This window comes from Citrobacter sp. NCU1 (genome assembly GCF_010231475.1).
Taxonomy (GTDB): Bacteria; Pseudomonadota; Gammaproteobacteria; order Enterobacterales; family Enterobacteriaceae; genus Citrobacter_D.
On record NZ_NRDO01000045.1, the window covers coordinates 137,671 to 163,157 of the forward strand.

At 52.3% G+C, this 25,487-nt stretch carries 25 protein-coding genes; 11 read left to right on the top strand and 14 right to left on the bottom strand.

Translation table 11 applies throughout. The annotated features are described in order from the left end of the window. Positions 1–49: 49 nt before the first annotated feature. The 3 genes from CJP72_RS15545 (at position 50) to CJP72_RS15555 (ending at position 2,401) form a co-directional block, all read left to right on the top strand. Positions 50–715 carry a GntR family transcriptional regulator gene (locus tag CJP72_RS15545; RefSeq protein WP_162382255.1) on the top strand — a complete coding sequence of 222 codons (666 nt, stop codon included), beginning with the start codon at positions 50–52 and terminating at the stop codon, positions 713–715. A gap of 262 nt (positions 716–977) precedes the next feature. Continuing rightward, positions 978–2,039, top strand: coding sequence for a 7-bladed beta-propeller protein YncE (yncE, locus tag CJP72_RS15550; protein WP_162382256.1), 1,062 nt, complete (start codon positions 978–980; stop codon positions 2,037–2,039). A 140-nt stretch (positions 2,040–2,179) separates the two neighbouring features. After that, complete coding sequence (locus CJP72_RS15555; protein WP_162382257.1) at positions 2,180–2,401, top strand: YgdI/YgdR family lipoprotein; 222 nt, start codon at positions 2,180–2,182, stop codon at positions 2,399–2,401. A 78-nt stretch (positions 2,402–2,479) separates the two neighbouring features. Here CJP72_RS15555 and ansP read toward each other — a convergent pair whose 3' ends face one another. Continuing rightward, positions 2,480–3,955, bottom strand: coding sequence for an L-asparagine permease (ansP, locus tag CJP72_RS15560; protein WP_162382258.1), 1,476 nt, complete (start codon positions 3,953–3,955; stop codon positions 2,480–2,482). A 329-nt stretch (positions 3,956–4,284) separates the two neighbouring features. On the opposite strand from ansP, the gene CJP72_RS15565 reads away from it, so the two are divergent. Together CJP72_RS15565 and pptA are read left to right on the top strand one after the other, a co-directional pair. After that, the gene (locus CJP72_RS15565; RefSeq protein WP_162382259.1) at positions 4,285–4,902 is read left to right on the top strand and encodes a glutathione S-transferase family protein; all 618 of its coding nucleotides are present in this window, start codon (positions 4,285–4,287) and stop codon (positions 4,900–4,902) included. 52 nt (positions 4,903–4,954) lie between these two features. Beyond that, on the top strand, positions 4,955–5,182 hold the full coding sequence (gene pptA / locus CJP72_RS15570; RefSeq protein WP_162382260.1) for a tautomerase PptA: 228 nt from the start codon (positions 4,955–4,957) through the stop codon (positions 5,180–5,182). 4 nt (positions 5,183–5,186) lie between these two features. On the opposite strand, the gene CJP72_RS15575 is transcribed toward pptA, so the two are convergent. After that, positions 5,187–6,236, bottom strand: a complete 1,050-nt coding sequence (locus CJP72_RS15575) for a GGDEF domain-containing protein (protein ID WP_162382288.1) — start codon at positions 6,234–6,236, stop codon at positions 5,187–5,189. A gap of 215 nt (positions 6,237–6,451) precedes the next feature. Further along, a complete protein-coding gene (locus tag CJP72_RS15580) occupies positions 6,452–7,021 on the bottom strand; it encodes a flavin reductase family protein (RefSeq protein WP_162382261.1) in 570 nt (189 codons plus the stop codon). Between CJP72_RS15580 and CJP72_RS25865 the strand changes: the two genes are divergently transcribed. Together CJP72_RS25865 and nhoA are read left to right on the top strand one after the other, a co-directional pair. Further along, a complete protein-coding gene (locus CJP72_RS25865) occupies positions 7,020–7,151 on the top strand; it encodes a hypothetical protein (RefSeq protein WP_255498346.1) in 132 nt (43 codons plus the stop codon). The genes CJP72_RS15580 and CJP72_RS25865 overlap by 2 nt on opposite strands. Before the next feature lie 29 nt (positions 7,152–7,180). Beyond that, positions 7,181–8,026 carry an N-hydroxyarylamine O-acetyltransferase gene (gene nhoA / locus CJP72_RS15585; RefSeq protein ID WP_162382262.1) on the top strand — a complete coding sequence of 282 codons (846 nt, stop codon included), beginning with the start codon at positions 7,181–7,183 and terminating at the stop codon, positions 8,024–8,026. 45 nt (positions 8,027–8,071) lie between these two features. Here the strand turns inward: nhoA and CJP72_RS15590 are convergent, their stop codons facing one another. Further along, positions 8,072–8,965 carry a PhzF family isomerase gene (locus CJP72_RS15590; protein WP_162382263.1) on the bottom strand — a complete coding sequence of 298 codons (894 nt, stop codon included), beginning with the start codon at positions 8,963–8,965 and terminating at the stop codon, positions 8,072–8,074. A gap of 91 nt (positions 8,966–9,056) precedes the next feature. After that, positions 9,057–9,635, bottom strand: coding sequence for a TetR family transcriptional regulator (locus tag CJP72_RS15595; RefSeq protein ID WP_162382264.1), 579 nt, complete (start codon positions 9,633–9,635; stop codon positions 9,057–9,059). Positions 9,636–9,753: 118 nt separating this feature from the next. On the opposite strand from CJP72_RS15595, the gene CJP72_RS15600 reads away from it, so the two are divergent. After that, on the top strand, positions 9,754–11,241 hold the full coding sequence (locus CJP72_RS15600) for an MFS transporter (protein WP_162382265.1): 1,488 nt from the start codon (positions 9,754–9,756) through the stop codon (positions 11,239–11,241). Between the two features lies 1 nt (position 11,242). On the opposite strand, the gene CJP72_RS15605 is transcribed toward CJP72_RS15600, so the two are convergent. From CJP72_RS15605 to yddG, 3 genes are all read right to left on the bottom strand, one after another. Then, on the bottom strand, positions 11,243–11,683 hold the full coding sequence (locus tag CJP72_RS15605; protein ID WP_446714972.1) for a GFA family protein: 441 nt from the start codon (positions 11,681–11,683) through the stop codon (positions 11,243–11,245). A gap of 83 nt (positions 11,684–11,766) precedes the next feature. Continuing rightward, positions 11,767–12,852 (bottom strand): porin OmpC, encoded by a 1,086-nt coding sequence (ompC, locus tag CJP72_RS15610; protein ID WP_162382266.1) that lies wholly within the window; start codon positions 12,850–12,852, stop codon positions 11,767–11,769. A gap of 571 nt (positions 12,853–13,423) precedes the next feature. Further along, positions 13,424–14,305 carry an aromatic amino acid efflux DMT transporter YddG gene (gene yddG, locus CJP72_RS15615; RefSeq protein WP_162382267.1) on the bottom strand — a complete coding sequence of 294 codons (882 nt, stop codon included), beginning with the start codon at positions 14,303–14,305 and terminating at the stop codon, positions 13,424–13,426. A gap of 233 nt (positions 14,306–14,538) precedes the next feature. Here yddG and fdnG point away from each other — a divergent pair, with 233 nt between their 5' ends. The 3 genes from fdnG to fdnI are packed head-to-tail and all read left to right on the top strand — an operon-like array spanning position 14,539 to position 19,130. Beyond that, positions 14,539–17,586: a formate dehydrogenase-N subunit alpha gene (fdnG, locus tag CJP72_RS15620; RefSeq protein ID WP_162382268.1), complete on the top strand. Its 3,048-nt coding sequence runs from the start codon at positions 14,539–14,541 to the stop codon at positions 17,584–17,586. A gap of 13 nt (positions 17,587–17,599) precedes the next feature. Beyond that, complete coding sequence (gene fdxH / locus CJP72_RS15625; RefSeq protein ID WP_162382269.1) at positions 17,600–18,484, top strand: formate dehydrogenase subunit beta; 885 nt, start codon at positions 17,600–17,602, stop codon at positions 18,482–18,484. Next, the gene (gene fdnI / locus CJP72_RS15630; RefSeq protein WP_162382270.1) at positions 18,477–19,130 is read left to right on the top strand and encodes a formate dehydrogenase-N subunit gamma; all 654 of its coding nucleotides are present in this window, start codon (positions 18,477–18,479) and stop codon (positions 19,128–19,130) included. The genes fdxH and fdnI overlap by 8 nt, the downstream gene beginning before the upstream one ends. 112 nt (positions 19,131–19,242) lie before the next feature. On the opposite strand, the gene CJP72_RS15635 is transcribed toward fdnI, so the two are convergent. The 6 genes from CJP72_RS15635 to sra form a co-directional block, all read right to left on the bottom strand. After that, entirely contained in the window at positions 19,243–19,527 is a 285-nt protein-coding gene (locus tag CJP72_RS15635; protein WP_162382271.1) for a HigA family addiction module antitoxin, read from the bottom strand. Beyond that, complete coding sequence (locus CJP72_RS15640) at positions 19,524–19,805, bottom strand: type II toxin-antitoxin system RelE/ParE family toxin (RefSeq protein WP_162382290.1); 282 nt, start codon at positions 19,803–19,805, stop codon at positions 19,524–19,526. Before CJP72_RS15640 ends, CJP72_RS15635 begins: the two co-directional genes overlap by 4 nt. 185 nt (positions 19,806–19,990) lie before the next feature. Beyond that, complete coding sequence (gene adhP, locus CJP72_RS15645; RefSeq protein ID WP_162382272.1) at positions 19,991–21,001, bottom strand: alcohol dehydrogenase AdhP; 1,011 nt, start codon at positions 20,999–21,001, stop codon at positions 19,991–19,993. 237 nt (positions 21,002–21,238) lie between these two features. Beyond that, positions 21,239–22,957, bottom strand: coding sequence for an ABC-F family ATP-binding cassette domain-containing protein (locus tag CJP72_RS15650; protein WP_162382273.1), 1,719 nt, complete (start codon positions 22,955–22,957; stop codon positions 21,239–21,241). Between the two features lie 326 nt (positions 22,958–23,283). Next, complete coding sequence (maeA, locus tag CJP72_RS15655; RefSeq protein ID WP_162382274.1) at positions 23,284–24,981, bottom strand: malate dehydrogenase; 1,698 nt, start codon at positions 24,979–24,981, stop codon at positions 23,284–23,286. Between the two features lie 176 nt (positions 24,982–25,157). Further along, positions 25,158–25,301, bottom strand: a complete 144-nt coding sequence (gene sra / locus CJP72_RS15660) for a stationary-phase-induced ribosome-associated protein (protein ID WP_162382275.1) — start codon at positions 25,299–25,301, stop codon at positions 25,158–25,160. Positions 25,302–25,487 lie beyond the last annotated feature (186 nt).

Sequence of the window (25,487 nt, forward strand, 5' to 3'; positions counted from 1 at the left end):
AAAAGGATTTAATTGAGATATCGCTCGATGAATAACTGAAGGATGTAAAATGCCCGGTTTGGAAAAAACATCACATATCAGCCTGACGACGCAGGTTGAAAACGGTTTGAAACACCAGTTGACAATAGGTGCATTAAAACCCGGCGCGAGACTGATAACGAAAAATATTGCCCACGATCTGGGGATCAGCATTACGCCAGTTCGTGAAGCATTACTGCGGTTGGTCTCCGCGAGCGCATTGTCTGTTGCCCCGGCGCAGGCGTTTATGGTGCCAGATCTTTCACTGGCGGGATGGGAAGAGATCAACCACGTTCGTACTGAACTTGAAGGTATGGCGGTAGCGGCGGCCGCAGAGGCGATTTCTGCCGAGCGTTTGCAGACGCTCAACGCGCTACTGGAACAGTATCAACAGGCGCACGAAAGTGGCACGATACAGGAGCGACTCCTGGCAAATCACGCGTTTCGGTTTGAGATTTACCGTTATGCCAATATGCCTACGCTCTACCAAATGATTGAACAACTGTGGGTACGAATGGGCCCCAGCCTGCATTTTTTATATGCCAATGGGGTGCCTGACGGGTATCAGAGTCGTGTGGAGTATTACCGCGCGTTGCTCGACGCACTGGCGCAAGGAGATAAAGACGCGTGCCGCCAGTGTCTGAATGACATCATTGCTAAAAATGTGTCCCTCATTAGAACGCAATATCTTCATTAATCTCGCCGGAATATAGCGGGGCGACTCCCCGCTATTGAAGCATGAATATACTGTGCTCTTCAAAACGCCATTCCCTTTATGACCACTCGTCCTGTCGTGTCTTCGTGGAGAAATTAAGAAGATTGCGTACCAGGCGAAAAGAATGCTCCACATATAGATAAATAATGATTACTATTCGCATTAACAAAAGAGGCGACACCATGATGTTGCTCGTTGAAGCCGTGTGAAGCAGTTATACAGATATTTATCAAAGGGAGTCGTCATGCATTTACGTCATCTGTTTTCGCCGCGCCTGCGGGGTTCATTATTGTTAGGTTCACTGCTTGTTGCGTCATCATTCAGCACGCAGGCTGCGGATGAAATGCTGCGTAAAGCCGTGGGTAAGGGCGCATATGAAATGGCCTATAGCCAGCAGGAAAATGCGTTGTGGCTGGCCACTTCGCAGAGCCGAAAATTAGACAAAGGCGGTATCGTGTATCGCCTTGATCCGGTCACTCTGGAAGTGACTCAGGCGATTCACAACGATCTCAAACCGTTTGGCGTAACCCTTAACAATGCAACCCAGACGCTGTGGTTCGGCAATACGGTAAACAGCGCGCTGACGGCAATTGACGCTAAAACGGGGGATGTCAAAGGGCGTCTGGTCCTCGATCCCCGCCAGCGTTCAGAAGAGGTGCGTCCGTTGCAACCTCGCCAACTGGTGGCGGATGATGCAACCAATACGGTTTACATCAGCGGCATCGGTAAAGAGAGCGTTATCTGGGTGGTTGATGGTGAAACCATCAAACTGAAAACCACGATCCAGAATACCGGTAAGATGAGCACCGGTCTGGCTATCGACAGTAAAGCCGGGCGTTTGTATACCACTAACGCCGAGGGTGAATTCATCACCATTGATACCGCTGAGAATAAAATTCTGAGTCGCAAGAAATTGCTGGATGACGGTAAAGAGCACTTCTTTATGAACCTGAGTCTGGACACTGCCGGACACCGCGCGTTTATCACCGATGCCAAAGCGGCGGAAGTCGTAGTGATTGATACGCGTGACGGCAAAGTGCTGGCCAACGTGGCGGCACCGGAATCGCTGGCGGTGCTGTTCAACCCTGCACGTAACGAAGCCTACGTCACCCATCGCCAGGCCGGTAAAGTCAGCGTGATTGACGCAAAGCGCTACAACGTCGTGAAGACATTTGACACGCCGACCTTCCCGAACAGCCTCGCGCTGTCGGCGGATGGAAAAACCCTGTACGTGAGCGTCAAACAAAAATCAACGCGCGAGCAGGAAGCCACCCAGCCAGATGATGTGATTCGTATCGCGCTGTAATCCTCAACAGGAGAGGGAAATCCTCTCCTGTCTTTCCGCCCACGTTTCGACATGCCTCGTTACACCCCGCAAATAGCCAGTTCAACATCAGGGAATTACACTACCGCCACGTTTGAATGATTGATAACTACAGGAACATTATGAAAAAGCCACTTATGTGTCTTTGTGCGGGCGTTATGCTTTTCACTCTCTCCGGTTGCACCACCGATTACGTCATGACGACAAAACAGGGAAAAACCATTGTTATCCAGGGCAAGCCAAAGCTGGATAAAGAGACGGGAATGACCAGTTACACCGATCAGGACGGCAATAAGCGAGAAATTAACAGCAGTGACGTCGCTGAATTGATCGAAGCGAATTAATGGGGGGAAGCCGGAACGGGCTTTCCGGCCTTTCGCCAATGCCCGGTAAACGTCACGCCACCGGGCATCCAGCAGAACTTATCGCTGATCCGCAGTACTTTCCTGTGACGTGCCCGGCGCATGACGGTGAATTTCCGCAACGCGTTTACGTACGCCAAACCAACCGGCAACCAGCAAAATCGCAATCAACGGCAGGGAAGCGATGGTCCAGGTGCCGTTAGGATAGTCAAACGCCATCAGCACCAGCACACTGAGCAGGAACAGCAGCGTGAGCCAGGAGGTGAAAGGCGCGCCCGGCATTTTGAAACTAACATCTGCCGCTTTGCCTTCTTTAATCGCCTTACGCAAACGCATCTGGCAGACAACGATGAATCCCCACGATGCAATAATACCCAACGATGCAAAGTTCAGTACGATCTCAAAGACCTGAGAAGGAACCAGATAGTTGAGCAATACGCCGAAAATGTAGACGAACAGCGTTGCCAGAATACCGGCATATGGCACCTGCTGGCGGCTCATTTTCGCCATAAATTTAGGCGCAGAACCGCCCATCGACATTGAGCGCAAAATACGCCCGGTGCAATACAGACCCGAGTTGAGACTGGAGAGCGCGGCGGTCAATACCACGATGTTCATGATGCTGCCTACATAAGGCACGCCCAGTTTGGAGAAAAAGGTCACGAACGGACTCTGTCCCGCCTGATAAGCATTCCACGGCAGCAACAGCACCAGCAGTACCACCGAACCGACGTAGAACAGACCAATTCGCCAGATAACACTGTTGATAGCCTTTGGCACCATGGTTTGCGGATCTTTGCATTCCCCGGCCGCAGTCCCGACCATCTCAACGGAGGCAAAGGCAAACACTACGCCTTGCACCAGCACCAGTGCGGGCAGCAGTCCATGTGGGAAGAATCCACCGTTATCGGTGATCAAATGAAACCCGGTGGTATTGCCATCCAGCGGTTGACCTGAGCCTAAAAAGACCGTGCCGACCACCAGAAAAACCACAATCGCCAGCACTTTTACCAGCGCAAACCAGAACTCCATCTCGGCAAACCACTTAACGCCGATCATGTTCATGGTGCCGACAATCGCCAGCGCGCCGAGAGCGAAGACCCATTGTGGTACATCACCGAACGCGCCCCAGTAATGCATGTACAGCGCCACGGCGGTGATGTCGACGATCCCGGTCATCGCCCAGTTGATAAAGTACATCCAGCCTGCGACATAGGCGGCTTTTTCACCCAAAAACTCACGGGCATATGACACAAAGCTCCCGCTGGTTGGGCGATGGAGCACCAGTTCGCCTAATGCACGAAGAATAAAAAATGAGAAAATGCCGCACACCAAATACACCAGGGCCAGCGCAGGGCCAGCCATCTGTAAGCGCGCGCCAGCACCCAAAAAGAGTCCGGTGCCAATGGCGCCGCCAATGGCGATCATTTGAACCTGGCGGTTCCCCATCGCCTTGTGATACCCCTCCTCGTGGGTATTCAACCAGCGTCGTTTCGCAGCGTGTTGCTCCAGTGAGCTTGCGTTGTCTATTTGCATTACGTTACCTGTTAGCCTGTCTGTCCGAAGGAATGCAGTTTGCCCGTTCGCTGACTACCCAAACGATTGCTTCGCTGCATGTCACCGACCTTTTCCCGTTATTCTGGGTAGGGATAAAAATGAGTGGCGCAGCATCCTACCTGCTAATTTTTTTTGACGCAAAACCAATGCATTAAAATTCATGAAGTCAGAAAAGACAGTGGATGGCCTCGATTCAGCGAGTGGGGGTATTGAAAAAATGACGATGGTTTTCGCCCGTAGCCCCGGCCCGTCTCCTGCAACGGACCCGGCTGTTCTACACTTAGCGTTTTACGCACTGTGGAGGCGGTATGATGACTGTTTATGGTGTACCCGGTTGGGGATCGGCAATCAGTGAGGTCATGCTGACACTGGCGGAGATCCCGTATAAATTTGTGGATGTCACCGGTTTTGATGCCGAGGGACCACAACGCGATTTATTAAAAATACGCAATCCGCTATGTCAGGTGCCGACGCTGGTACTGGAAAATGGCGAGATCATGACGGAAACCGCCGCCATTGCGCTGATGATCCTCGACCGTCGTCCCGGCCTTGCGCCTGCCGTTCATCAGCCGGAGCGTCAACAGTTCCAGCGCTTGCTTATCTGGCTGGTGGCGAACGTGTATCCCACCTTTACCTATGCTGACTATCCTGAGCGCTGGACCGCCGATGCGCCGCTGCAGCTGAAAAAGTCGTGCATTGACTATCGCAAGTCGCTCTATCTTTGGCTAAACGATCGGCTCATTGCCGAACCGTACGCCTTTGGCGAACAGCTCACGTTGCTGGATTGCTATCTGTGCGTGATGCGCAGTTGGGGACCGGGCCATGACTGGTTTCAGGAACATACGCCGAACATCAGTGCGGTTGCCGATGCGGTATGCCAGATCCCACGGCTGCGAACGGTGCTGAAAAACAATGAAATTATTTAATCTGCTCGCAGGTATGCTAGTTTTAAACGCACACGACAATAAGGAGCCTGCTATGCCGCACGTTGATATTAAATGTTTTCCCCGCGATTTGAATGAAGAACAGAAAACGGCGCTGGCCACCGAGATTACCGCCGTTATCGTTCGCCACCTGCAAAGTAAAGAGCGCTCAGTGAGCGTGGCGTTAAACGAAATCGAGCCAGACGACTGGAAAATGGTCTGGGATGCGGAGATCGCCCCCCAGATGGATTCACTGATTAAAAAACCGGGCTACAGCATGTAACCGGCTAGCGCGACCAGCGATTCCGCCCGGCCTGTTTTGCCCTATACAGCGCGGCGTCGGCCTCTGCAACCGTCTGTTCAGCCGTTTTTCCTTTCGCTGAACAGGCGATACCCTGACTTACCGTGACGTTGTCACTTGCCGTCGACGCAGAGTGGGGGATCGCCGCCGTCTCCAGACCGGCTTTGATTCTGGCGGCCACCTGTTCTGCCTGCGGCAGCGATGCGCCAAACAACACCACCGCGAACTCTTCGCCGCCGTAACGCGCAACCACATCTTCCGGGCTACGCACCGACTGCATCAACACGTGCGCCACCTGCGCCAGGCAGGCGTCGCCTTTTGGGTGTCCGTAGGTATCGTTGTAGCGTTTAAAGAAATCAACATCGAGCATGAGCAGGGCGAACGCGCTGTCATTGGCGCTGGCGCTCTGTAAAATATCCTCCAGCGCGCGTCGGTTCGCCGCCCCGGTCAACGCGTCTCGGTGCGCAAGGGCGTCCAGGCGAGAAATCAGCACGTTGTTGTGCTGATTCTGATACCAGGCTTCATCAAACCAACGCAGTAGAATGACGCGCCCGCCGAGCAAAATCAGCGTAAAGATAACCCAAATGACCGCAAAATGCGGGTTGACCCCGTGGTTAAGCACGACACTGGCCACCGGCACCGTAATCCACAGCGGTATCACGTAGGAGAGTAACGAAGGGGTGTGGAAATAGAGCGCGGCGACGGCGCTGAGCAGCAAAACGGAACACAGCGGATAGGCAATCGGTAATTTCCACTGGTCGATAAAATAGTAGCTGCACCAGGACCAGAGCAGGCTCAGTAATACCAGCAATCCCTGATAAAGCCACGATTTTCGGCGTGGCGAGAAAATCAGAATGGCGCTAATAAGTATTATCCCCAGCACCGCGCCGTCGATGGAGTGAAGGAGGATTTTCTTAGCCTGATATAAGGTCTCCGCATCATTAAACAGGGCGTTACGAAACAGGATCATCAGCGCAAAGCTGATGTTGACAAAAGCGAACCACGGCAGGCTAATCGCTATTCCGCGTTCTACCATATCTTCACGTTTGGCCCAGACGGTCCAGGACGATTTTCGGTTATTTGGCGTCATAAACTTCATATAAGAGTAAAGCGAGCGGAAAATCCCGCCCTCAGGGAGTATGCCTTAAGGTACAACGAGAGTGAATTTATCCCTCTGTGCGGCTAACACCGCGATATCCAATCATTGGCCTCAGTAAACGGTGTAATCTATGCGGCGGATTTTGCATATGTTCACGCCGCTGTGACCCGTTTCCCGCTGGTGATAAAGGTGCCAGCACCTAAATGGTGCAGGGTATTGAGTTTGTCGTCATCAAATTGCCAGCGTCCTTCCACAAAGACGCGTTCGTCGGCAGCAGCAGAGACCACCTCGCCAAACAGCGTATCGTATTTGTCCTGCGCGGATGTCGCAGGCAGCAGCCGACACTCCATCCACGCCAGACATTTTTCTTCAATCACCGGTAATCCGAGCACCGGACCTTTTACCACTGGGATCCCGTAGCAGTTGAATTTATCTTCCACGCGCCCTGAAACGCTGCCTACCGCATAGGTCCAGTTGGTGGCGGCCACCCCCGGGACAACAATACCAAACATGCCGCTGCGCTCAATCAGTTCGCGCGACCACGCGCTTTTGTCGACCACAATTGCAATACGCGGCGGCTCAAATTCAACCGGCATCGACCACGCCGCCGCCATCACGTTGCGGCGTTCAGTGTGATTATCCCGACTGGTTATCAGAATCGTCGGGCCATGATTTAACAGTCGGCAGGCATGCGTTAACTCAACAGGGCGAAAACGGCTCATGGCAGATCCTCAGCAAGATGAAAAGCGTAACGGGAATAGTATTGATATTAACGGGATTAGCGATTTTGTCGCCCCGTTGCCGCCATTCACCGCACAAAATCGCCTGTGCTACAGCAAAAATACGTTATAAATACAGGATGCTATCAACAGGAATACCCAATGACGCCTTTTTTAAACGCTTATTTTGCCCGCCTGGGTTGGTCAGGCACGCCTGAAGTCAACATTGAGACTCTGCGGGCGCTGCACTTGCATCACAACAGTGCCATCGTGTTTGAAAACCTCGATGTGCTGTTACCGCGAGAAATACAGCTGGACGATCAGTCGCTGGAAGAAAAATTGATCGTCGCACGTCGTGGCGGATACTGCTTCGAACAGAATGGCGTTTTTGAACGGGCATTACGTGAGACTGGATTCAGCGTTCGCATCTTACTGGGGAGAGTCGTGCTGGCGAATCCGGCGAGTATGCCGCCACGCACTCATCGCTTGTTACTGGTGGAGTTACAGGGTGAACCGTGGATAGCCGACGTGGGGTTCGGGGGGCAAACGCTGACCGCGCCGATCCGACTTCAGGCCAACCTTGAACAACAGACGCCTCATGGGGAATACCGTCTGATTCAAGAGGGCGATGCGTGGATTTTGCAGTTCCGCCACCATGAGCACTGGCAAGCGATGTATTATTTCGATCTCGGCATCCAGTACCAAAGTGATTATGTGATGGGGAACTTCTGGTCGGCGCACTGGCCGCAATCGCATTTTCGCCACTATTTGTTGATGTGTCGTCATCTGCCGGACGGAGGGAAACTGACGCTGACCAACTTCCATTTTACGCACTATCAAAATGGGCACGCGATAGAGCAGACAAACTTGCCCGATGTGGCCAGTTTGTACGCGCTGTTGCAGACACGTTTTGGTCTGGGCGTTGACGATGCGAAGCACGGTTTTAGCGAGGCGGAACTGGCGGCGGTGATGTCTGCGTTTGATACCCATCCGGAAGCAGGAAAATAGGTATTTCGCAGTTTGCCGGAGAGCGGTGCCCTCCGGCGGAGAACCTTACAGGTCAATAGACCATTCGGCGGAAAATAAGATCACCGCAGTACCGGAAATCGTCACTTTCTCCGGCTGGTTATCGCGAATGGTAACAGTCACATCAATGACGCCATCACGACCTAACGCCCTCCCTTGATGCCCTTGAATACGTAGCGTTTTACCATCATGCGCCATCACATTGTGATGAACCAGCCATGCTCCCATAGGACCATTGGCGTTGCCAGTTACGGGATCTTCAACAATACCCATTGTGGGGGAGAACATGCGGCCATCGGTTTCATTTTTCCCGGGACGGATTTGGAACGGGAAAAAACCGTTGCACCCAATCTGCTGGCTGATAGTGATAAGTGCCGCAAGATCGGGGGAAAGGGCGTCAATATCGACCTCCGGTTTCAGCGGGATCATCACTTTCGAATGCCCCGTTGTCGCCACCTGAATGGGCAGACCTGGGAGGATATCGTCTTCACAAAGGTGGAATGCGTTGATGATGGCAGTTCGCGTCTCACCTTCAAGCGGCGGCTCAAAGCCTGGCGTACCTTGTTCCAGCGTGATGCGATAGTCATTTTCTTGCGCAAAAATATCGACCCGGTGACGTCCGGCGAGCGAGCGTTGCCAGACGGTACAGTTTCCTAATCCCAGTACGGTGGCGCGAACATAATGCGCCGCAATGGTCGCATGACCACAAATAGGCACTTCAACCGTTGGCGTAAAGTAACGAATACGCACATCGCAGTCGTCGCTTTTTAAGACGAATGCCGTTTCACTGTGGTGTAGTTCGCGGGCGATAAGCTGCATTTGCGCGTCGCTGAGTCCATCAGCATGTAACACGACGCCCGCCGAGTTGCCGCGAAATGGTTCGGAGGTGAAAGCATCAACATGATAAACCTGGGGTTTCATTCGGTTCTCCTTAGGTCGGAGAACCATCATAACGCGCAGTCCACCGAAGAGCGATGCCCTCTGGCGGAGAACCCCGACATCAGAGTTAGCATCAGAGAAACAGTTCCCGTGAAATCATATGATCCAGATGCCGTTCAAAGGCGGGATCGGCCATTTCCGTCATGCCAAGCGCGTACATACCGTCCAGACCGCAAACCAGCGCAATTAAACGCCAGGCGATCTCCGCCGCGCTGTCGGTGAAGGTGAACTCTCCGGCCTCACGACCTTGCTCGATCAACCGCACGGTATCGTCGTGCCACATTTTCATCGTCAGCAGATACGCGTTTTTGATTTCAGGGTCTTTATCCGCAAGGATTTGCGCTTCCCGCCAGAGTTTAATGTACGGCTCAAAACCGCCGTCCTGGCTGCCCAGCATGGCATGAAGACGCGTTCGCCAGTTAGCGTTCTGCGGTGCGATATTGGTATCCAGCAGGGTACGAATCAGACGAATAAACGCCTGTGATTTAAGTTCGCCCGCATTGCTGAAATGGTGGTGAAGTTGCCCGGTCGCCACGCTGGCTTCGGTCGCAATACGTCTCACCGTCATGGCATTAAACCCTTCCTGCAACGCAACGCGCATGGCCGCCTGCAGAATCACTTCACGACGGTCATCCCGATTTAAATAGCGCATACGCCTCTCACTCCGCTTACCGTGACGGCAGTGTAACAAAAAGCTGGACATGCGTTCAACTTTCCGTAGGATCGCTAAAACTGGACAAGTGTCCAACTTTGTTTTTAGCGGGAGTTTTATGTTTCGTCAGTGGTTAACGTTAGTGATTATTGTGCTGGTCTACATCCCTGTTGCGATCGATGCAACGGTGCTGCATGTTGCCGCTCCCACGCTGAGTATGACGCTGGGCGCCAGTGGCAACGAGCTGCTGTGGATCATTGATATTTATTCCCTGGTGATGGCAGGGATGGTCTTACCGATGGGCGCGCTGGGCGATCGTATCGGTTTTAAACGTCTGCTGTTATTGGGTGGCGGATTATTTGGGATGGCCTCGCTGGCCGCCGCATTTGCCCATAGCGCCAGCCTGTTGATTGCAACACGGGCGCTGTTGGCTATCGGTGCTGCAATGATTGTGCCTGCGACACTGGCGGGGATCCGCGCGACTTTCTCTGAAGTGCGTCATCGCAATATGGCGCTGGGCGTTTGGGCCGCCGTAGGATCGGGGGGCGCAGCATTTGGTCCGCTGGTCGGAGGGATGTTGCTGGAGCATTTCTACTGGGGCTCAGTATTTCTGATCAACGTACCGATAGTCTTACTGGTAATGGGATTGACGGCGCGCTTTGTACCGCCACAGTCCGGTCGTCGCGAGCAGTCGCTCAATCTGGCACACGCAATCATGTTGATCATCGCCATTTTGCTGTTGGTCTATAGCGCGAAAACAGCGCTGAAGGGGCATCTTGCGGTCGGTGTGATTGCATTGACCTTGCTGGTGGGGGCGCTGTTACTGGCCGCGTTTGTACGCATCCAACTGGCAGCTTCGCGCCCGATGATCGACATGCGTCTTTTTACCCACCGTATCATCCTGAGTGGCGTGGTGATGGCGATGACCGCGATGATAACGCTGGTGGGCTTTGAACTGCTGATGGCGCAGGAGTTGCAGTTTGTTCACGGTTTAACGCCGTATCAGGCAGGACTGTTTATGCTGCCTGTGATGGTGGCCAGCGGATTCAGCGGTCCCATTGCCGGCATGCTGGTATCACGGCTAGGTTTGCGTTGGGTGGCAACAGGCGGGATGGCGTTTAGCGCGTTGAGTTTTTATGGTCTGGCGTTGACCGACTTTAGCACTCAACAATGGCAGGCCTGGGGGTTGATGGCATTGCTCGGATTCAGCGCCGCCAGTGCGTTGCTGGCATCAACGGCGGCCATTATGGCCGCGGCACCGGCAGAAAAAGCCGCCGCCGCGGGTGCCATTGAAACGATGGCCTATGAGCTGGGCGCGGGGTTAGGCATCGCCATCTTTGGTTTACTGCTGAGCCGGAGTTTCTCGGCATCTGTCATGCTACCGGGCGGGTTAAACGAGCAGGAGATAGAACGCGCGTCGTCATCAATGGGTGAAGCGGTACAGCTTGCCCATACGCTCTCACCAAAGCTTGGCGAAGCGGTTCTCGGGGCGGCCAGACAGGCGTTCACCTGGTCGCACAGTGTGGCGTTAAGCAGCGCCGGAAGTCTGTTGATCCTACTGGCGGTGGGGATGTGGTTCAGTCTGGCAAAGATAAAGCAGCGTTAATTTAATGGGTTAATTGACAGGGGTAGTCCATCTCCTCGACTTCTTTACCGCTCAGGCGAGCGTATTGCCCCGTCAGTCGCCAGAAAGCTGGTTGCGTTTCGGTGTAGATTTCCGCGGCCAGAATCAGACGGCGGCGATCAACCTCGTTAAGTTCCAGCAATGTCCACGGAATAAAGTAGCGCTCGTTGTTGGTCAGCGTAAACCACAGTGGGCATCCGCAACCGGAACAGAAAAAACGTTCGCCACGCGTTGAAGAGGGAAAGTGCGAAGGTTCTGATGACTCTGGCGACATCAGCGGTTCACCGCTGGCTTCCAGATACATAGCAATGCCACCTGACCATTTCTGGCATAGCGTGCAATGACAGGCATAGACATCAAGCATTTCGACGTTAACGGTAAATTGACTCTGTCCGCAGAGACAACGTCCAGTGAACGTTTGCACGGCATACTCCTTTATGACCGGTTCAACAAATCAAGAAAAGCCAGCCCATCATGGGCTGGCTTTGATTTCAGGTTACAACAAAATTAGAACTGATAAGTCAGGCCAACAGCCACGATGTCATCAGTGCTTACACCAGCATGTTTGGTGAAGTTGTTGTCATCCAGCAGGTTGATTTTGTAATCAACGAAGGTAGACATGTTTTTGTTGAAGTAGTAGGTCGCACCCACGTCAACGTATTCAACCAGATCCTGGTCGCCCCAGGTACCCAGATCTTTACCTTTGGATTTCAGGTAAGCAACGGACGGACGCAGACCGAAGTCGAACTGATACTGAGCCACAACTTCAAAGTTCTGTGCTTTGTTCGCGATATAATCGTTATCACCAAACACAGTCATGTTGCGGGTTTCAGAGTAGGTGGTTGCCAGGTAGATGTTGTTCGCATCGTATTTCAGACCTGCAGCCCATACTTCAGCGGTATCGCCGTCAGCGTTCAGAGTGTCGGCACGGCCATAAGTGACCTGACCATCGGTACGGTCAGATTTTGCATAGGTCGCGCCCACGCCAAAACCTTCGTACTCATAGGTGGTAGACAGACCAAAACCGTCGCCATTGGCTTCGTTAGGATTACGTTTGTCTTCGTTTTTACCCTGGTACTGAGCGGCAAAGTTCAGACCTTCAACCAGACCGAAGAAGTCGGTGTTACGGTAAGTTGCAACGCCGGTAGTACGGCTGGTCATGAACACGTCAGTCTGGGTCCAGGTATCGCCACCGAACTCAGGCAGAACGTCGGTCCATGCGCCGATGTCGTACGCTACGCCGTAGTTACGGCCATAGTCGAAGGAACCGTATTCAGCGAATTTCAGACCTGCAAATGCCAGACGAGTTTTGTCGCCTTCGGAACCCTGATCTTCAGTACGGTTGCCTTTAAATTCATATTCCCACTGGCCAAAACCAACCAGTTGGTCGTTGATCTGAGTTTCGCCTTTAAAGCCGGTACGCACGTAAGTTTTGTCACCGTCGCTGCTGGTGTCATCAGAGAAATAATGCTGAGCGTGAACTTTACCGTACAGGTCCAGTTTGTTGCCGTCTTTATTATAAATCTCTGCTGCGTTTACTGCTCCTGCTGCCAACAGGGTAGTCACTGCCACTGCAACTAATTTAAGTTTCATTCTCAATAATCCTTATAATTTTCTTAGTGTGTTTCCTAAACCATTTCTAAACGAACCCGTCCGTCAATGGCAGACCATTTTTAAATTACGCAGTGGTATAAGTTCAATAATAAGTTTCACTATATTACCAAATATTTACAGTTATGTGATCTGGATCTACATAATAGTCATGATGATATTAATTTAAATAAGGGACTTTCTTATTAGGTATATTTTAATGAGTGAATTATACATCTGTTTATTGTTTGAAATGGTTTAGTTACAAATGCGGACTATGTGGCAAAATACAGTTTCGGTTGTGCATAAAATGCCATTTGTTATCAATATAACATCAAATTAATAACATATTTAACACAAAATAAAACAATTGAATACAAAATGCGCACGTGGCGTCAAAATGAACAATCCACGGTGTATTAACTATATGGCAATAAGATGGGAAAAAAGCAAATAAGAATTTTCGGTGCAGGGCTATTATCTGCAGTGAGAGTAAGATGTGTAATTGTAACAAGAAATAGGCTATCGGGTCGTTTTTCATCCAGTGGACGATATTAAGGCCCGACTGTAGCCCTCAGGCACGGCGTGTTGCCAGCCAGCAAAGCAGCGAACCGACACACACCATAATAGCGCCTTGCCAGAACGAAAATGAAAGTGGGGCGCTTAAAAGAACCGCTGCCAGTGCAGAGGACAGTACCGGGGTAAAATAAGATCCTACGGCCATAATAGTGACATTTCCGTGCAAAATTCCGACATTCCATGCTGCGTAGGCAAAACCTAACGTTAATGCCGCCGAAAATAGCTTGATGGTAACGGGAAGGGTGAAATGCATTTCGGGCTGAGGCGTCAATAAATAGTGTACCCACAAACTTGCGGCGGTGAGCAAAACAAAGACAGTGATACCGTTAAATCCCCGGGCATATTTATTGGTGACCGTGCAATACGTCGCCCAGATAAATGCCCCAATAAAGGCGAGAAAATAGCTTAATGGGTTGGTGGCAACGTTGTTGATTATTTCACCAGGATTAAGTCCATTCTCACCCCCTAATACCCAACAGACACCGGTCAACGCCACCATTAATCCAGGAATGACCAGCCAGGTTGTTTTTTGGCCATTAAACAAGATGGCGAAAAGAATCGTCAGGCTGGGCCATAAATAGTTGACCATACCAACCTCAATAGCCTGATGCCGCGTAACCGCATAACCCAGCGACAGCGCGAGGCATATTTCGTAACTGACGAAAAGGAGACTGCCAGCGATTAAATAACGAACAGGAAAGCGACGAATATTAGGAAACCCGACAGTAAAAATAAGCAACAGTCCGCTTAATGAATAAATCATGGCCGCGCCGCCCACCGGACCAAGCCCTTCACTCACGCCCCGAATCAGCCCTACCATGGTGCTCCAGAGCACGATGGCAATCAGTCCTATTAGCGTTGCTTTTTGTCTCGTCATTCTGTTCGTCTGTCCTCGCTCCTTTTAATTAAAGAAGCTGAAATTTATAGCACTTTTAAACAGTCTGGCGTTAATAAATCATCCTACCTGCTACTTCTTTGTGGGTACAAATGTTAGGCAAACAGCACTATTTAGTAGCGGAACCGATTCGTTTTTGATTTGACGCAAAAAAGATATGGGCATAGCTGTTAGTTTCGTCGCGAAGTTACATCCCTGTAAAAAAGAGGAAAGCAATGGACGTCAGCCGCAGACAATTTTTTAAAATCTGCGCGGGCGGTATGGCAGGAACAACAGTCGCAGCGCTTGGTTTTGCCCCCAAGTCTGCACTGGCTCAGGCGCGTAATTACAAACTGCTGCGCGCCAAAGAGATCCGAAACTCTTGCACATACTGTTCCGTAGGATGCGGGCTATTAATGTATAGCCTCGGAGATGGAGCCAAAAACGCAAAGGAAGCGATTTACCATATTGAAGGGGACCCGGACCATCCGGTAAGCCGTGGGGCATTGTGTCCTAAAGGCGCGGGTTTGCTGGACTATGTTCACAGCGAAAATCGCCTGCGTTATCCGCAATATCGCGCACCGGGTTCAGACAAATGGCAGCGTATCAGTTGGGATGAAGCGTTCTCCCGTATCGCAAAACTGATGAAAGCTGACCGTGACGCTAACTTTATTGAAAAGAACGAGCAGGGCGTTACCGTCAACCGCTGGCTGACTACCGGGATGCTTTGCGCCTCAGCGTCCAGTAATGAAACCGGTATGCTGACGCAAAAATTTGTGCGCTCTCTCGGCATGCTGGCCATCGATAACCAGGCGCGCGTCTGACACGGACCAACGGTAGCAAGTCTTGCTCCAACATTTGGTCGCGGTGCGATGACCAACCACTGGGTTGATATCAAAAACGCCAACGTCGTGATGGTGATGGGCGGTAACGCCGCTGAAGCACATCCAGTGGGATTCCGCTGGGCGATGGAAGCGAAGAACAATAATGATGCGACGTTGATTGTCGTCGATCCTCGCTTTACGCGTACTGCGTCGGTTGCGGATATCTATGCGCCGATTCGTTCCGGTACGGACATTACATTCCTGTCTGGCGTACTGCTGTATCTGATCGAAAATCAGAAAATCAATGCTGAGTATGTGAAGCATTACACCAATGCCAGCTTGCTGGTGCGGGATGATTTTACGTTCGAAGACGGCCTGTTTAGCGGCTACGACGCGAAAAAACGGCAGTATGATAAGTCATCATGGAACTACCAGTTCGATGAAAACGGCTATGCAAAACGCGATGACACACTGAGTCACCCACGCTGCGTGTGGAACTTGCTGAAACAGCACGTCTCCCGCTATACGCCGGATGTGGTGGAAAACATCTGCGGTACGCCAAAAACCGACTTCCTGAAAGTGTGCGAAGTGTTAGCCTCCACCAGCGCGGCCGATCGTACGACCACCTTCCTTTATGCCTTAGGCTGGACGCAACACACTGTCGGCGCGCAGAACATTCGCACGATGGCGATGATCCAGTTGCTGCTCGGCAACATGGGGATGGCTGGCGGCGGCGTGAACGCGTTGCGCGGGCACTCCAACATTCAGGGGTTAACCGATTTAGGTCTCCTCTCCACCAGTTTGCCTGGCTATCTGACGCTACCGTCAGAAAAACAGACCGATCTGCAAACCTATTTGACGGCTAATACGCCAAAAGCCACGCTGGCGGAACAGGTTAACTATTGGGGTAACTATCCGAAGTTCTTTGTCAGCCTGATGAAATCGTTCTACGGCGACGCGGCGCAGAAAGAGAATGACTGGGGATTTGAGTGGCTGCCGAAATGGGATCAGTCGTACGACGTCATTAAATACTTCAACATGATGGATAGCGGTAAAGTGACCGGCTATATCTGTCAGGGCTTCAACCCGGTGGCGTCCTTCCCGGACAAAAACAAAGTGGTGCAGTCCCTGAGTAAGTTGAAGTACATGGTCGTTATCGATCCGCTGGTGACAGAAACCTCGACGTTCTGGCAGAACCACGGTGAGTCCAATGATGTCGATCCGGCATCGATTCAGACTGAAGTGTTCCGTCTGCCGTCCACCTGTTTTGCGGAAGAAGATGGCTCCATTGCCAACTCCGGTCGCTGGTTGCAGTGGCACTGGAAAGGACAAGACGCGCCAGGCGAAGCCCGCAATGACGGCGAAATTCTGGCCGGGATTTACCATCGTCTGCGCGATCTCTATCGCACAGAAGGCGGTAAAGGTGTAGAGCCGCTGCTGAAAATGAGCTGGCACTACAAACAGCCCGACCATCCGGAATCAGAAGAAGTCGCCAAAGAAAACAACGGCTATGCGCTGGCCGATCTCTATGACGCCAACGGTGTGCTGATCGCTAAAAAAGGCCAGTTGTTGAGCAGTTTCGCGCAGTTGCGCGATGACGGTACTACGGCGTCCTCTTGCTGGATTTATACCGGTAGCTGGACGGAGCAGGGCAACCAGATGGCCAACCGTGACAACGCCGATCCGTCTGGCCTCGGTAACACACTGGGGTGGGCGTGGGCGTGGCCGCTGAACCGCCGCGTTCTGTATAACCGCGCCTCCGCCGATCCGCAGGGTAAACCGTGGGATCCGAAACGGATGCTGATCCAGTGGAACGGCGCGAAATGGACGGGTAACGATATCCCTGACTTCAATACCGCTCCGCCGGGCAGCGCTACCGGGCCGTTTATCATGCAGCCGGAAGGGCTGGGACGTCTGTTCGCGATTGATAAAATGGCGGAAGGGCCGTTCCCGGAACACTACGAGCCGGTTGAAACGCCGCTGGGGACCAACCCGCTGCATCCAAACGTCATTTCCAATCCGGCGGTGCGTTTGTATGAATCAGATGCCTTGCGTCTGGGCAAGAAGGATCAGTTCCCGTATGTCGGTACGACCTACCGTCTGACGGAACATTTCCACACCTGGACCAAGCATGCATTGTTGAATGCTATCGCCCAGCCAGAGCAGTTTGTGGAAATCAGCGAAACGCTGGCCGCCGCGAAAGGTATCGCCAACGGTGACTATGTGAAAGTCAGCAGCAAGCGCGGATTTATTCGTGCGGTTGCAGTCGTCACACGTCGTCTGCGCACCTTACAGGTGAATGGTCAGCAGGTCGAAACGGTGGGGATCCCGATTCACTGGGGCTTTGAAGGGGTCGCGCGTAAAGGCTTTATCGCCAACACTCTGACGCCGAACGTCGGTGATGCAAACTCGCAAACGCCGGAATACAAAGCGTTTTTAGTTAACATCGAGAAGGCGTAAGGGAGGCGAACATATGTCTTTGGAAACGCAGGACATCATCAAACGGTCCGCAACAAACGCCATCACGCCGCCTCCCCAGGTGCGTGATTACAAGGCTGAGGTCGCCAAACTGATCGACGTTTCCACCTGCATAGGCTGCAAAGCCTGCCAGGTGGCGTGCTCGGAGTGGAACGACATTCGCGATGAGGTTGGGCATTGTGTTGGGGTATATGACAACCCGGCCGATCTGAGCGCGAAATCCTGGACGGTGATGCGCTTTAGCGAAACCGAGCAAAACGGCAAGCTGGAGTGGTTGATCCGTAAAGACGGCTGTATGCACTGTGAAGATCCAGGCTGCCTGAAGGCGTGCCCGTCTGCCGGGGCAATCATCCAGTATGCCAACGGGATTGTCGATTTTCAGTCCGAACACTGCATTGGCTGCGGCTACTGTATTGCCGGGTGTCCGTTTAATGTACCGCGCCTCAATAAAGAGGATAACCGCGTCTATAAATGTACACTTTGCGTTGATCGCGTCAGCGTCGGCCAGGAGCCGGCATGCGTGAAAACGTGCCCGACGGGGGCGATTCATTTCGGCACCAAACAAGAGATGCTGGAAATGGCTGAGCAGCGCGTAGAAAAACTGAAAGCGCGTGGCTATGAGCATGCCGGGGTGTATAACCCGCAAGGCGTGGGAGGGACACACGTGATGTATGTACTGCATCACGCGAACCAGCCAGAGCTGTATCATGGTTTGCCGAAGGACCCGAAAGTCGACACCTCAATCAACCTGTGGAAAGGGGCGTTGAAACCGTTGGCGGCAGCTGGGTTTATCGCCACTTTCGCCGGACTGATCTACCACTACATTGGTATCGGCCCGAACAAAGAAGTGGACGACGAAGAGGAGGGAAATCATGAGTAAGTCAAAAATGATAGTGCGCACGAAATTTATCGACCGCGCCTGTCACTGGACGGTGGTGATTTGTTTCTTCCTGGTGGCGCTGTCGGGAATTTCGTTTTTCTTCCCGACGTTGCAATGGCTGACGCAAACCTTCGGTACGCCGCAGATGGGGCGCATCCTGCACCCGTTCTTCGGCATCGCTATCTTCGTCGCGCTGATGTTTATGTTCTTTCGTTTTGTACAGCACAACATCCCGGATAAGAAAGACATTCCGTGGCTGAAGAATATTGTGGAAGTGCTGAAAGGTAATGAACACAAAGTGGCGGATGTGGGTAAGTACAACGCCGGGCAAAAAATGATGTTCTGGTCGATCATGAGCATGATTTTCGTGCTGCTGGTGACGGGCGTCATTATCTGGCGTCCGTACTTCGCGCAGTTCTTCCCGATGCAGGTGGTGCGTTACAGCCTGCTGATCCACGCGGCGGCGGGCATTATTCTGATGCACGCCATCCTCATCCATATGTATATGGCCTTTTGGGTGAAGGGATCGATCAAAGGCATGGTTGAAGGGAAAGTCAGCCGTCGCTGGGCGAAGAAACACCATCCGCGCTGGTATCGCGATGTCGAGAAAGCCGAAGCCAAAAAAGAGAGTGAAGAAGGGTTATAATCCCTTTTGACTCGATACCGTAAAAATGGCGCTGAAAAGGCGCCATTTTTTTATCAGATACACTACGGCGCACCGATATCCATTCTCAGCAAGAATTCCAGATTCAGGTGGATTATTGCATTGCCAGATGGCGGAGCTTTGAAATATCGACGGTTTTTTCTGCTTCTGTCAGACTCCAGGCGGTTTGCAGATTCAGCCACATTTGCGGTGAACTGCCGATCACCACGGAGAGCTTAATCGCCATTTCTGGCGTTAACGCCGCTTTCCCTGTGAGCAACCGGCTTGCTGTAGAGGGAGCAATGTCCATTGCTCTGGCAAATTCGCGCAGACTGACGTTAAGTTCGTTCAGCGCCTCCTGAATAATCTCTCCCGGGCGGGGATGATTTGCCATTTTCATGCGTGATAGTCCTCGTAATTCAGTATGTATGCATCGCCATTGACGAACTCAAAGGTTATTCGCCAGTTCCCCGAGACAGATATCGCCCAAATTCCATCACGATCGCCGCTCAACGGGTGCAGCTTGTAACCCGGCATGTCGATATCGTTAATATGGCAGGCGGCATCAATCACAGCGAGACGGCAACGCAATCGCTTTACCTGCGTTGTCAGAACGCCTGAAGTGCGCCCATGAAGAAACAAGTCACGCAATCCCTTGTGTCTGAAGTTCATGATCATCCGTATCATCCTTGTTCCTTCAGGAGGAACGCTATCATTATTGTTCCGTGTAACGCAACAACATTCGCTACGATTGTCAAAATTCTGCGAGGAACGCGTTCAAAGAGGAAGCAGGAGAGGATGTTTGTGGAAAACACTTCGCAAAACAAACGGCGACGAGGCGTAAAGCTGTCGCCGTTTACCGATTAGCGGCGGAAATCAATCACCATACGGCCACGAATCTGGCCTTGTTCCATCTCTTTGAAGATAGCGTTGATGTCGCCGAGCGGACGCAGGGCCACTTTAGGCACCACTTTGCCTTCTGCGGCAAACTGGAACGCTTCGGTCAGATCCTGACGCGTCCCCACCAGCGAACCGACCACCTGAATACCGTCCAGCACCAGACGCGGAATGTCCAGGCTCATGGCTTCCGGCGGCAGGCCAACGGCAACCACCCGGCCACCTGCACGCACCGCATCCACCGCAGAGTTAAACGCGGCTTTCGCAACAGCAGTCACGACCGCCGCATGCGCGCCACCCGTTTTCTCCTGTACGATTTTCGCCGCATCGTCTGTGCGTGAATTGATAACCAGATCGGCACCCATTTCTTTGGCGAGCTTGAGTTGTTCGTCGTTCACGTCAATGGCAATCACTTTGGCGTTAAAAACGTTTTTCGCATACTGTAGCGCCAGGTTGCCCAAACCGCCGAGTCCGTAGATAGCAATCCACTGACCGGGTTTAATCTTCGAGATTTTCACGGCTTTATAAGTGGTGACGCCCGCACAGGTGATGCTGCTTGCCGCCGCGGAATCCAGACCCTCCGGCACTTTCACCGCATAGTCCGCCACCACGATGCACTCTTCAGCCATACCGCCATCAACGCTGTAACCTGCGTTTTTGACGTCACGGCACAGCGTCTCGTTGCCGCTGTTACAGTATTCACAGTGGCCACATCCTTCAAAGAACCATGCCACGCTTGCGCGATCGCCTGGCTTAAGGGAGGTCACGCCTGGCCCAATGGCAGTGACCACGCCAATGCCTTCGTGTCCCAGAGTAACGCCGGTTTTGTCGCCAAAATCGCCGTTTTTAACATGGAGATCGGTATGACACACACCACAGCACTCCATTTTCAGTAGCGCTTCACCGTGTTGCAGCGAGCGTAGCGTTTTCTCAGTGACATCAACCTGATGATCTTTAGTGACAACAGCAGCTTTCATAGTCTTCTCCTTATCATGATCGTGAACTGCATAGCGAGTAAGGCAAGTAAGTCTTATTCTCTTTTACCTCGTAAGGATTAATTTTTCTGATGATATATGCAAGTGTGAAGAACGATATTTTCCGCGTTTCAGGCTGTTTTTTACCGTTAATGGGCATGTCAAATCATAATAAATACTAATATTAATGGCTTGACGAGGCAGGTGAAGAGGGCACCCGAACGGTGCCCAATGACGTGCTTATTCTAGTCGCAACATAAGCGCGTCGATCTCCTGACGCCATTGCGCCTGCAAATGCGGCTTCTGGTGCTTTGGCTTACGCGCCAGGTCATCCGCTAATTGCTGTTCCAGCAGCAGAAGCTTTTCCAGCAGGCGATCGCTGTCATCTGCGAGGGAATGCGCTGATTCCTGAGCCGGGCGGGGCGTCGTCGGCCACGCAACAGACGTTTCCCGAATACGCGCGTTGATCGCCTCGAGATCGTGCCATTCACTCAATATCTCCCGATCAATAAACCAGAAGCGATTACAACTTTGGCGGATAAACTGTCTGTCATGACTCACCAGCAGCACGCCGCCGCCGAAGCTTTGCAGGGTTTGCGCCAGCGCCTCTTTCCCTTGCATATCCAGATGGTTGGTCGGCTCGTCAAGCATCAACACGCTAAACCGCGCCAGCGACAATCCCACAAACAACAACCGTGAGCGCTCGCCGCCGCTTAACGTATCGACCCGTTGCTGATGACGGTTCCAGGGAAAACCCGCACCTATCAGCGCCATCTTGCGTACGTCGGGCTGTGGGGCAAACGGCTCAAGCGCATCAAACAACGAATCATTATCCGCGAGCTGCTGCAGCGTTTGATCATAATAGCCCACAGAAACGCGAGGGTGCAGACAGACGCTCGCATTGTCCTGCACAGACTGAAACTGTTGCCAGAGAAGCCGGAGCAGTGATGATTTTCCGCAGCCGTTACGTCCAATAAGGGCAACCCGGTCGCCACTTTTAAGTCTGGCCCCCGGAACAGAAAACAGCACAGGTGTCTCCGGCGCCGGTGACACGTGCAGCCCGTTAATCTCCAGCAAACGGTCTGCACGAACGGTTTCACCTTTTAATGTTAGTGACCACTGACTTCCTGCTGTGACTTCTGTCTGCACGGCTCTCAGACGGGAAACGTGTTTTTCCATCTGCTTTGCTTTACGAGACAAATCTTCGTTGTCGTAAACCCGCCCCCAGTTTGCCAGGCGTTTGGCGCTGGCAGTGACCCTGTCGATCTCTTTTTGCTCTGCTTTGTAACGCAGCGCATCACTGACATCGGCGTCAGCCAGTGCCTGTCTGGCCGCGCTACAGGGCAGCGCAAAGGCGTGTAATCGATGATCACGCAGGATCCAGGTGCCGTTAGTGACTGCATCTAACAGATTTGGATCATGCGAGACAACAACGAAACTGCCTGACCAGCGTTGTAAGAACTGTTCCAGCCACAATAAGGTGGGGAGATCCAGGTGGTTGCCTGGCTCATCCAGTAACAGCAGGTCAGGATGGCGCATCAACGCACGGGCAAGTAACAGACGCGTATGCTGTCCGCCACTCAGAACTTGCGCTGACAATGACAAATCGTCCGTCGTAAACCCCATTTCCGCGAGTATTGACTCAGCCTGCCATTGCTGGCTGAGGCGTTCGCGTTCCGGCAGTTGCCCCAACACCGCCTCCCGTAGGGGTAACGAGAGAATGTCAGGCGGCAAATGTTGTTCAACACGGGCGAGATGACAGTGACTGGCCAGAGAAACAGAACCTGACGTCGGCATTTCGCTGCCGTCGAGAATTTTTAACAGCGTGCTTTTGCCACAACCGTTGTCGCCGATAAGCCCCATACGATCGCCTTTTTTTAGCGTAAAGGTGAGATCGCGGAATAACGGGCCAAACGCCGTATCAACGTGTAAAGATTGTGCGGTTAATAAAGTGCTCATTGTTGCTTACTCAAGAGTTACAGGCGTGAAAACGCCTCGTCAAACATCGCTGACGATAACCCGGTAAGCCCGAGAGAAGAGGTAAGAGTTGGTTGCTTCGCTCAAGCCAAAGTTATCGCAGCACGATACCGATAACGCTTGAGCACTGGCGATCGCCTAATGTATGTGAAGCGATGAAACGTTCACAGTACAGCATAAGTATCCTCCTTTTATTTTCCGAATGTTAATGGATGGTGAAAGTGTAAGCACAAAGGGGGAATTTCGCTACTGCAAACATCGGGGGGAGAATAGCCCGGCGACCATTTCGCCGCCGGGCCTATTTTTAGTTAGATGGAGGTACGGCGGTAATCGCGGTATTCCGCCAGCCAGAAGTTATCGTCGATAGCCTGTTGCAGCGCCTCGGCAGAGGTTTTCACTGCGACACCTTGTTGCTGAGCCATTTTGCCGACGGCAAAAGCAATGGCGCGCGACACAGTCTGGATATTTTTCAACTCCGGTAGAACCAGCCCTTCGCCGTTGAGCACCATCGGCGAGTATTTCGCCAATGTTTCACTGGCTGACATCAGCATTTCATCGGTAATGCGTGACGCGCCTGCGGCGATCACGCCCAGACCGATACCCGGGAAGATATAGGCGTTATTACACTGGGCGATAGGATAGGTTTTGTCTTTCCACACCACAGGGGTAAACGGGCTGCCCGTCGCCACCAATGCATTTCCTTCCGTCCATGCGATGATGTCCTGCGGCGTCGCTTCCACGCGAGACGTCGGGTTAGACAGCGGCATCACGATCGGACGCGGACAATGCTTGTGCATCTCACGAATGATCTCTTCGGTAAACAGCCCCGTCTGGCCGGAAACGCCGATCAAAATATCCGGCTTCACATTCCTCACCACATCAAGCAGGGAGAGCACGTCATTTTGCGTATCCCACTGTTGCAGATTCTCGCGTTTTTGCACCAGTTTGGTCTGGAACGGCAGCAGGTTAGGCATCCGGTCGGTTAACAGACCAAAGCGATCCACCATAAACACGCGCTGGCGAGCGGCTTCTTCACTCAACCCTTCGCGCTGAATCTGCGCAACTATCTGCTCGGCAATACCGCAACCTGCGGAACCGGCGCCGAGGAAGACGATTTTTTGCTCGCTTAACTGGCTGCCTGCGGCATGGCTGGCCGCAATGAGTGTGCCAACGGTGACCGCAGCAGTCCCCTGGATATCATCGTTGAAAGAGCAAATTTCATCACGATAGCGGTTGAGTAACGGCATCGCGTTTTTCTGTGCAAAATCTTCGAACTGCAACAGCACATCCGGCCAGCGTTCTTTCACCGCCTGGATGAAGTCATCGACAAATTCATAGTACTCATCGTCGGTAATACGCGGGTTACGCCAGCCCATATAGAGCGGATCGTTCAGCAGTTGCTGGTTATTGGTGCCGACATCCAGCACCACCGGGAGGGTGTACGCGGGGCTTATCCCGCCACAGGCGGTGTACAGAGACAATTTCCCGATAGGGATCCCCATACCGCCAATCCCCTGGTCACCCAGCCCCAGAATACGTTCACCGTCAGTCACCACGATCACTTTGATATTGTGGTTCGGGACGTTTTGCAGGATGTCGTCCATGTTGTGACGGTTCTGGTAGGAGATAAACACACCGCGTGAACGACGGTAGATCTCCGAAAAACGCTCGCAGGCCGCACCGACCGTTGGGGTGTAGATGACGGGCATCATCTCATCGAGATGGTCATGCACCAGGCGGTAGAACAGGGTTTCGTTGGTATCCTGAATGTTGCGCAGGTAAATGTGTTTATCGATTTCAGTTTTGAATCCTTGATACTGGATCCAGGCGCGTTCAACCTGTTCTTCAATCGTTTCGACGACTTCCGGCAGTAACCCCAGCAGGTTGAAGTTACGACGCTCTTCCACACTGAATGCGCTGCCTTTGTTCAGGAGAGGAAATTCAAGCAGTACAGGGCCGGCGTAGGGAATATAAAGGGAACGCGGTTTCTTGGTTTTGATGTCCATGTCACTCACTCTTTTTTGAATTACCGTCCCTGGCATTGTCATTTATCGTCATATGTTGCCTTGCGCCAGGGAATCGGGCACAGATTATAAAGCATTGTGTATGGATAGAGGGGTTTTATAAGCAAAAACACCATTGCGGGGGCAATGGTGTTGGTCGTCATATCGAAAACAGGCGGTTACTTATTGCTGTCAGCGCGGCGTTTTCTACCGGTAGGATTATTGACCACGCTGGTTTTGTCACCTTCGGTCACGGATTTACGTTGGTTGGATATTTTGTGGTCCTGGCCAAGAATATGACGGGCCTGACGGTTCGATTTCATTCTAACTCCTTAATCCTGTTAATGGTTTCAAGGATGAGTCCGCGCGATGCCGGACGAAATACAACCCCATAGAACGCCGCTCTCAACGAAAACGGCTTACTGGATGGTCGACCATTTTCTCTGAAAGGTCAATGTGTAAGCGGTAATTAAGAAGGTTCTCTTATCTATCCGGTTTGCGTTCAGGCG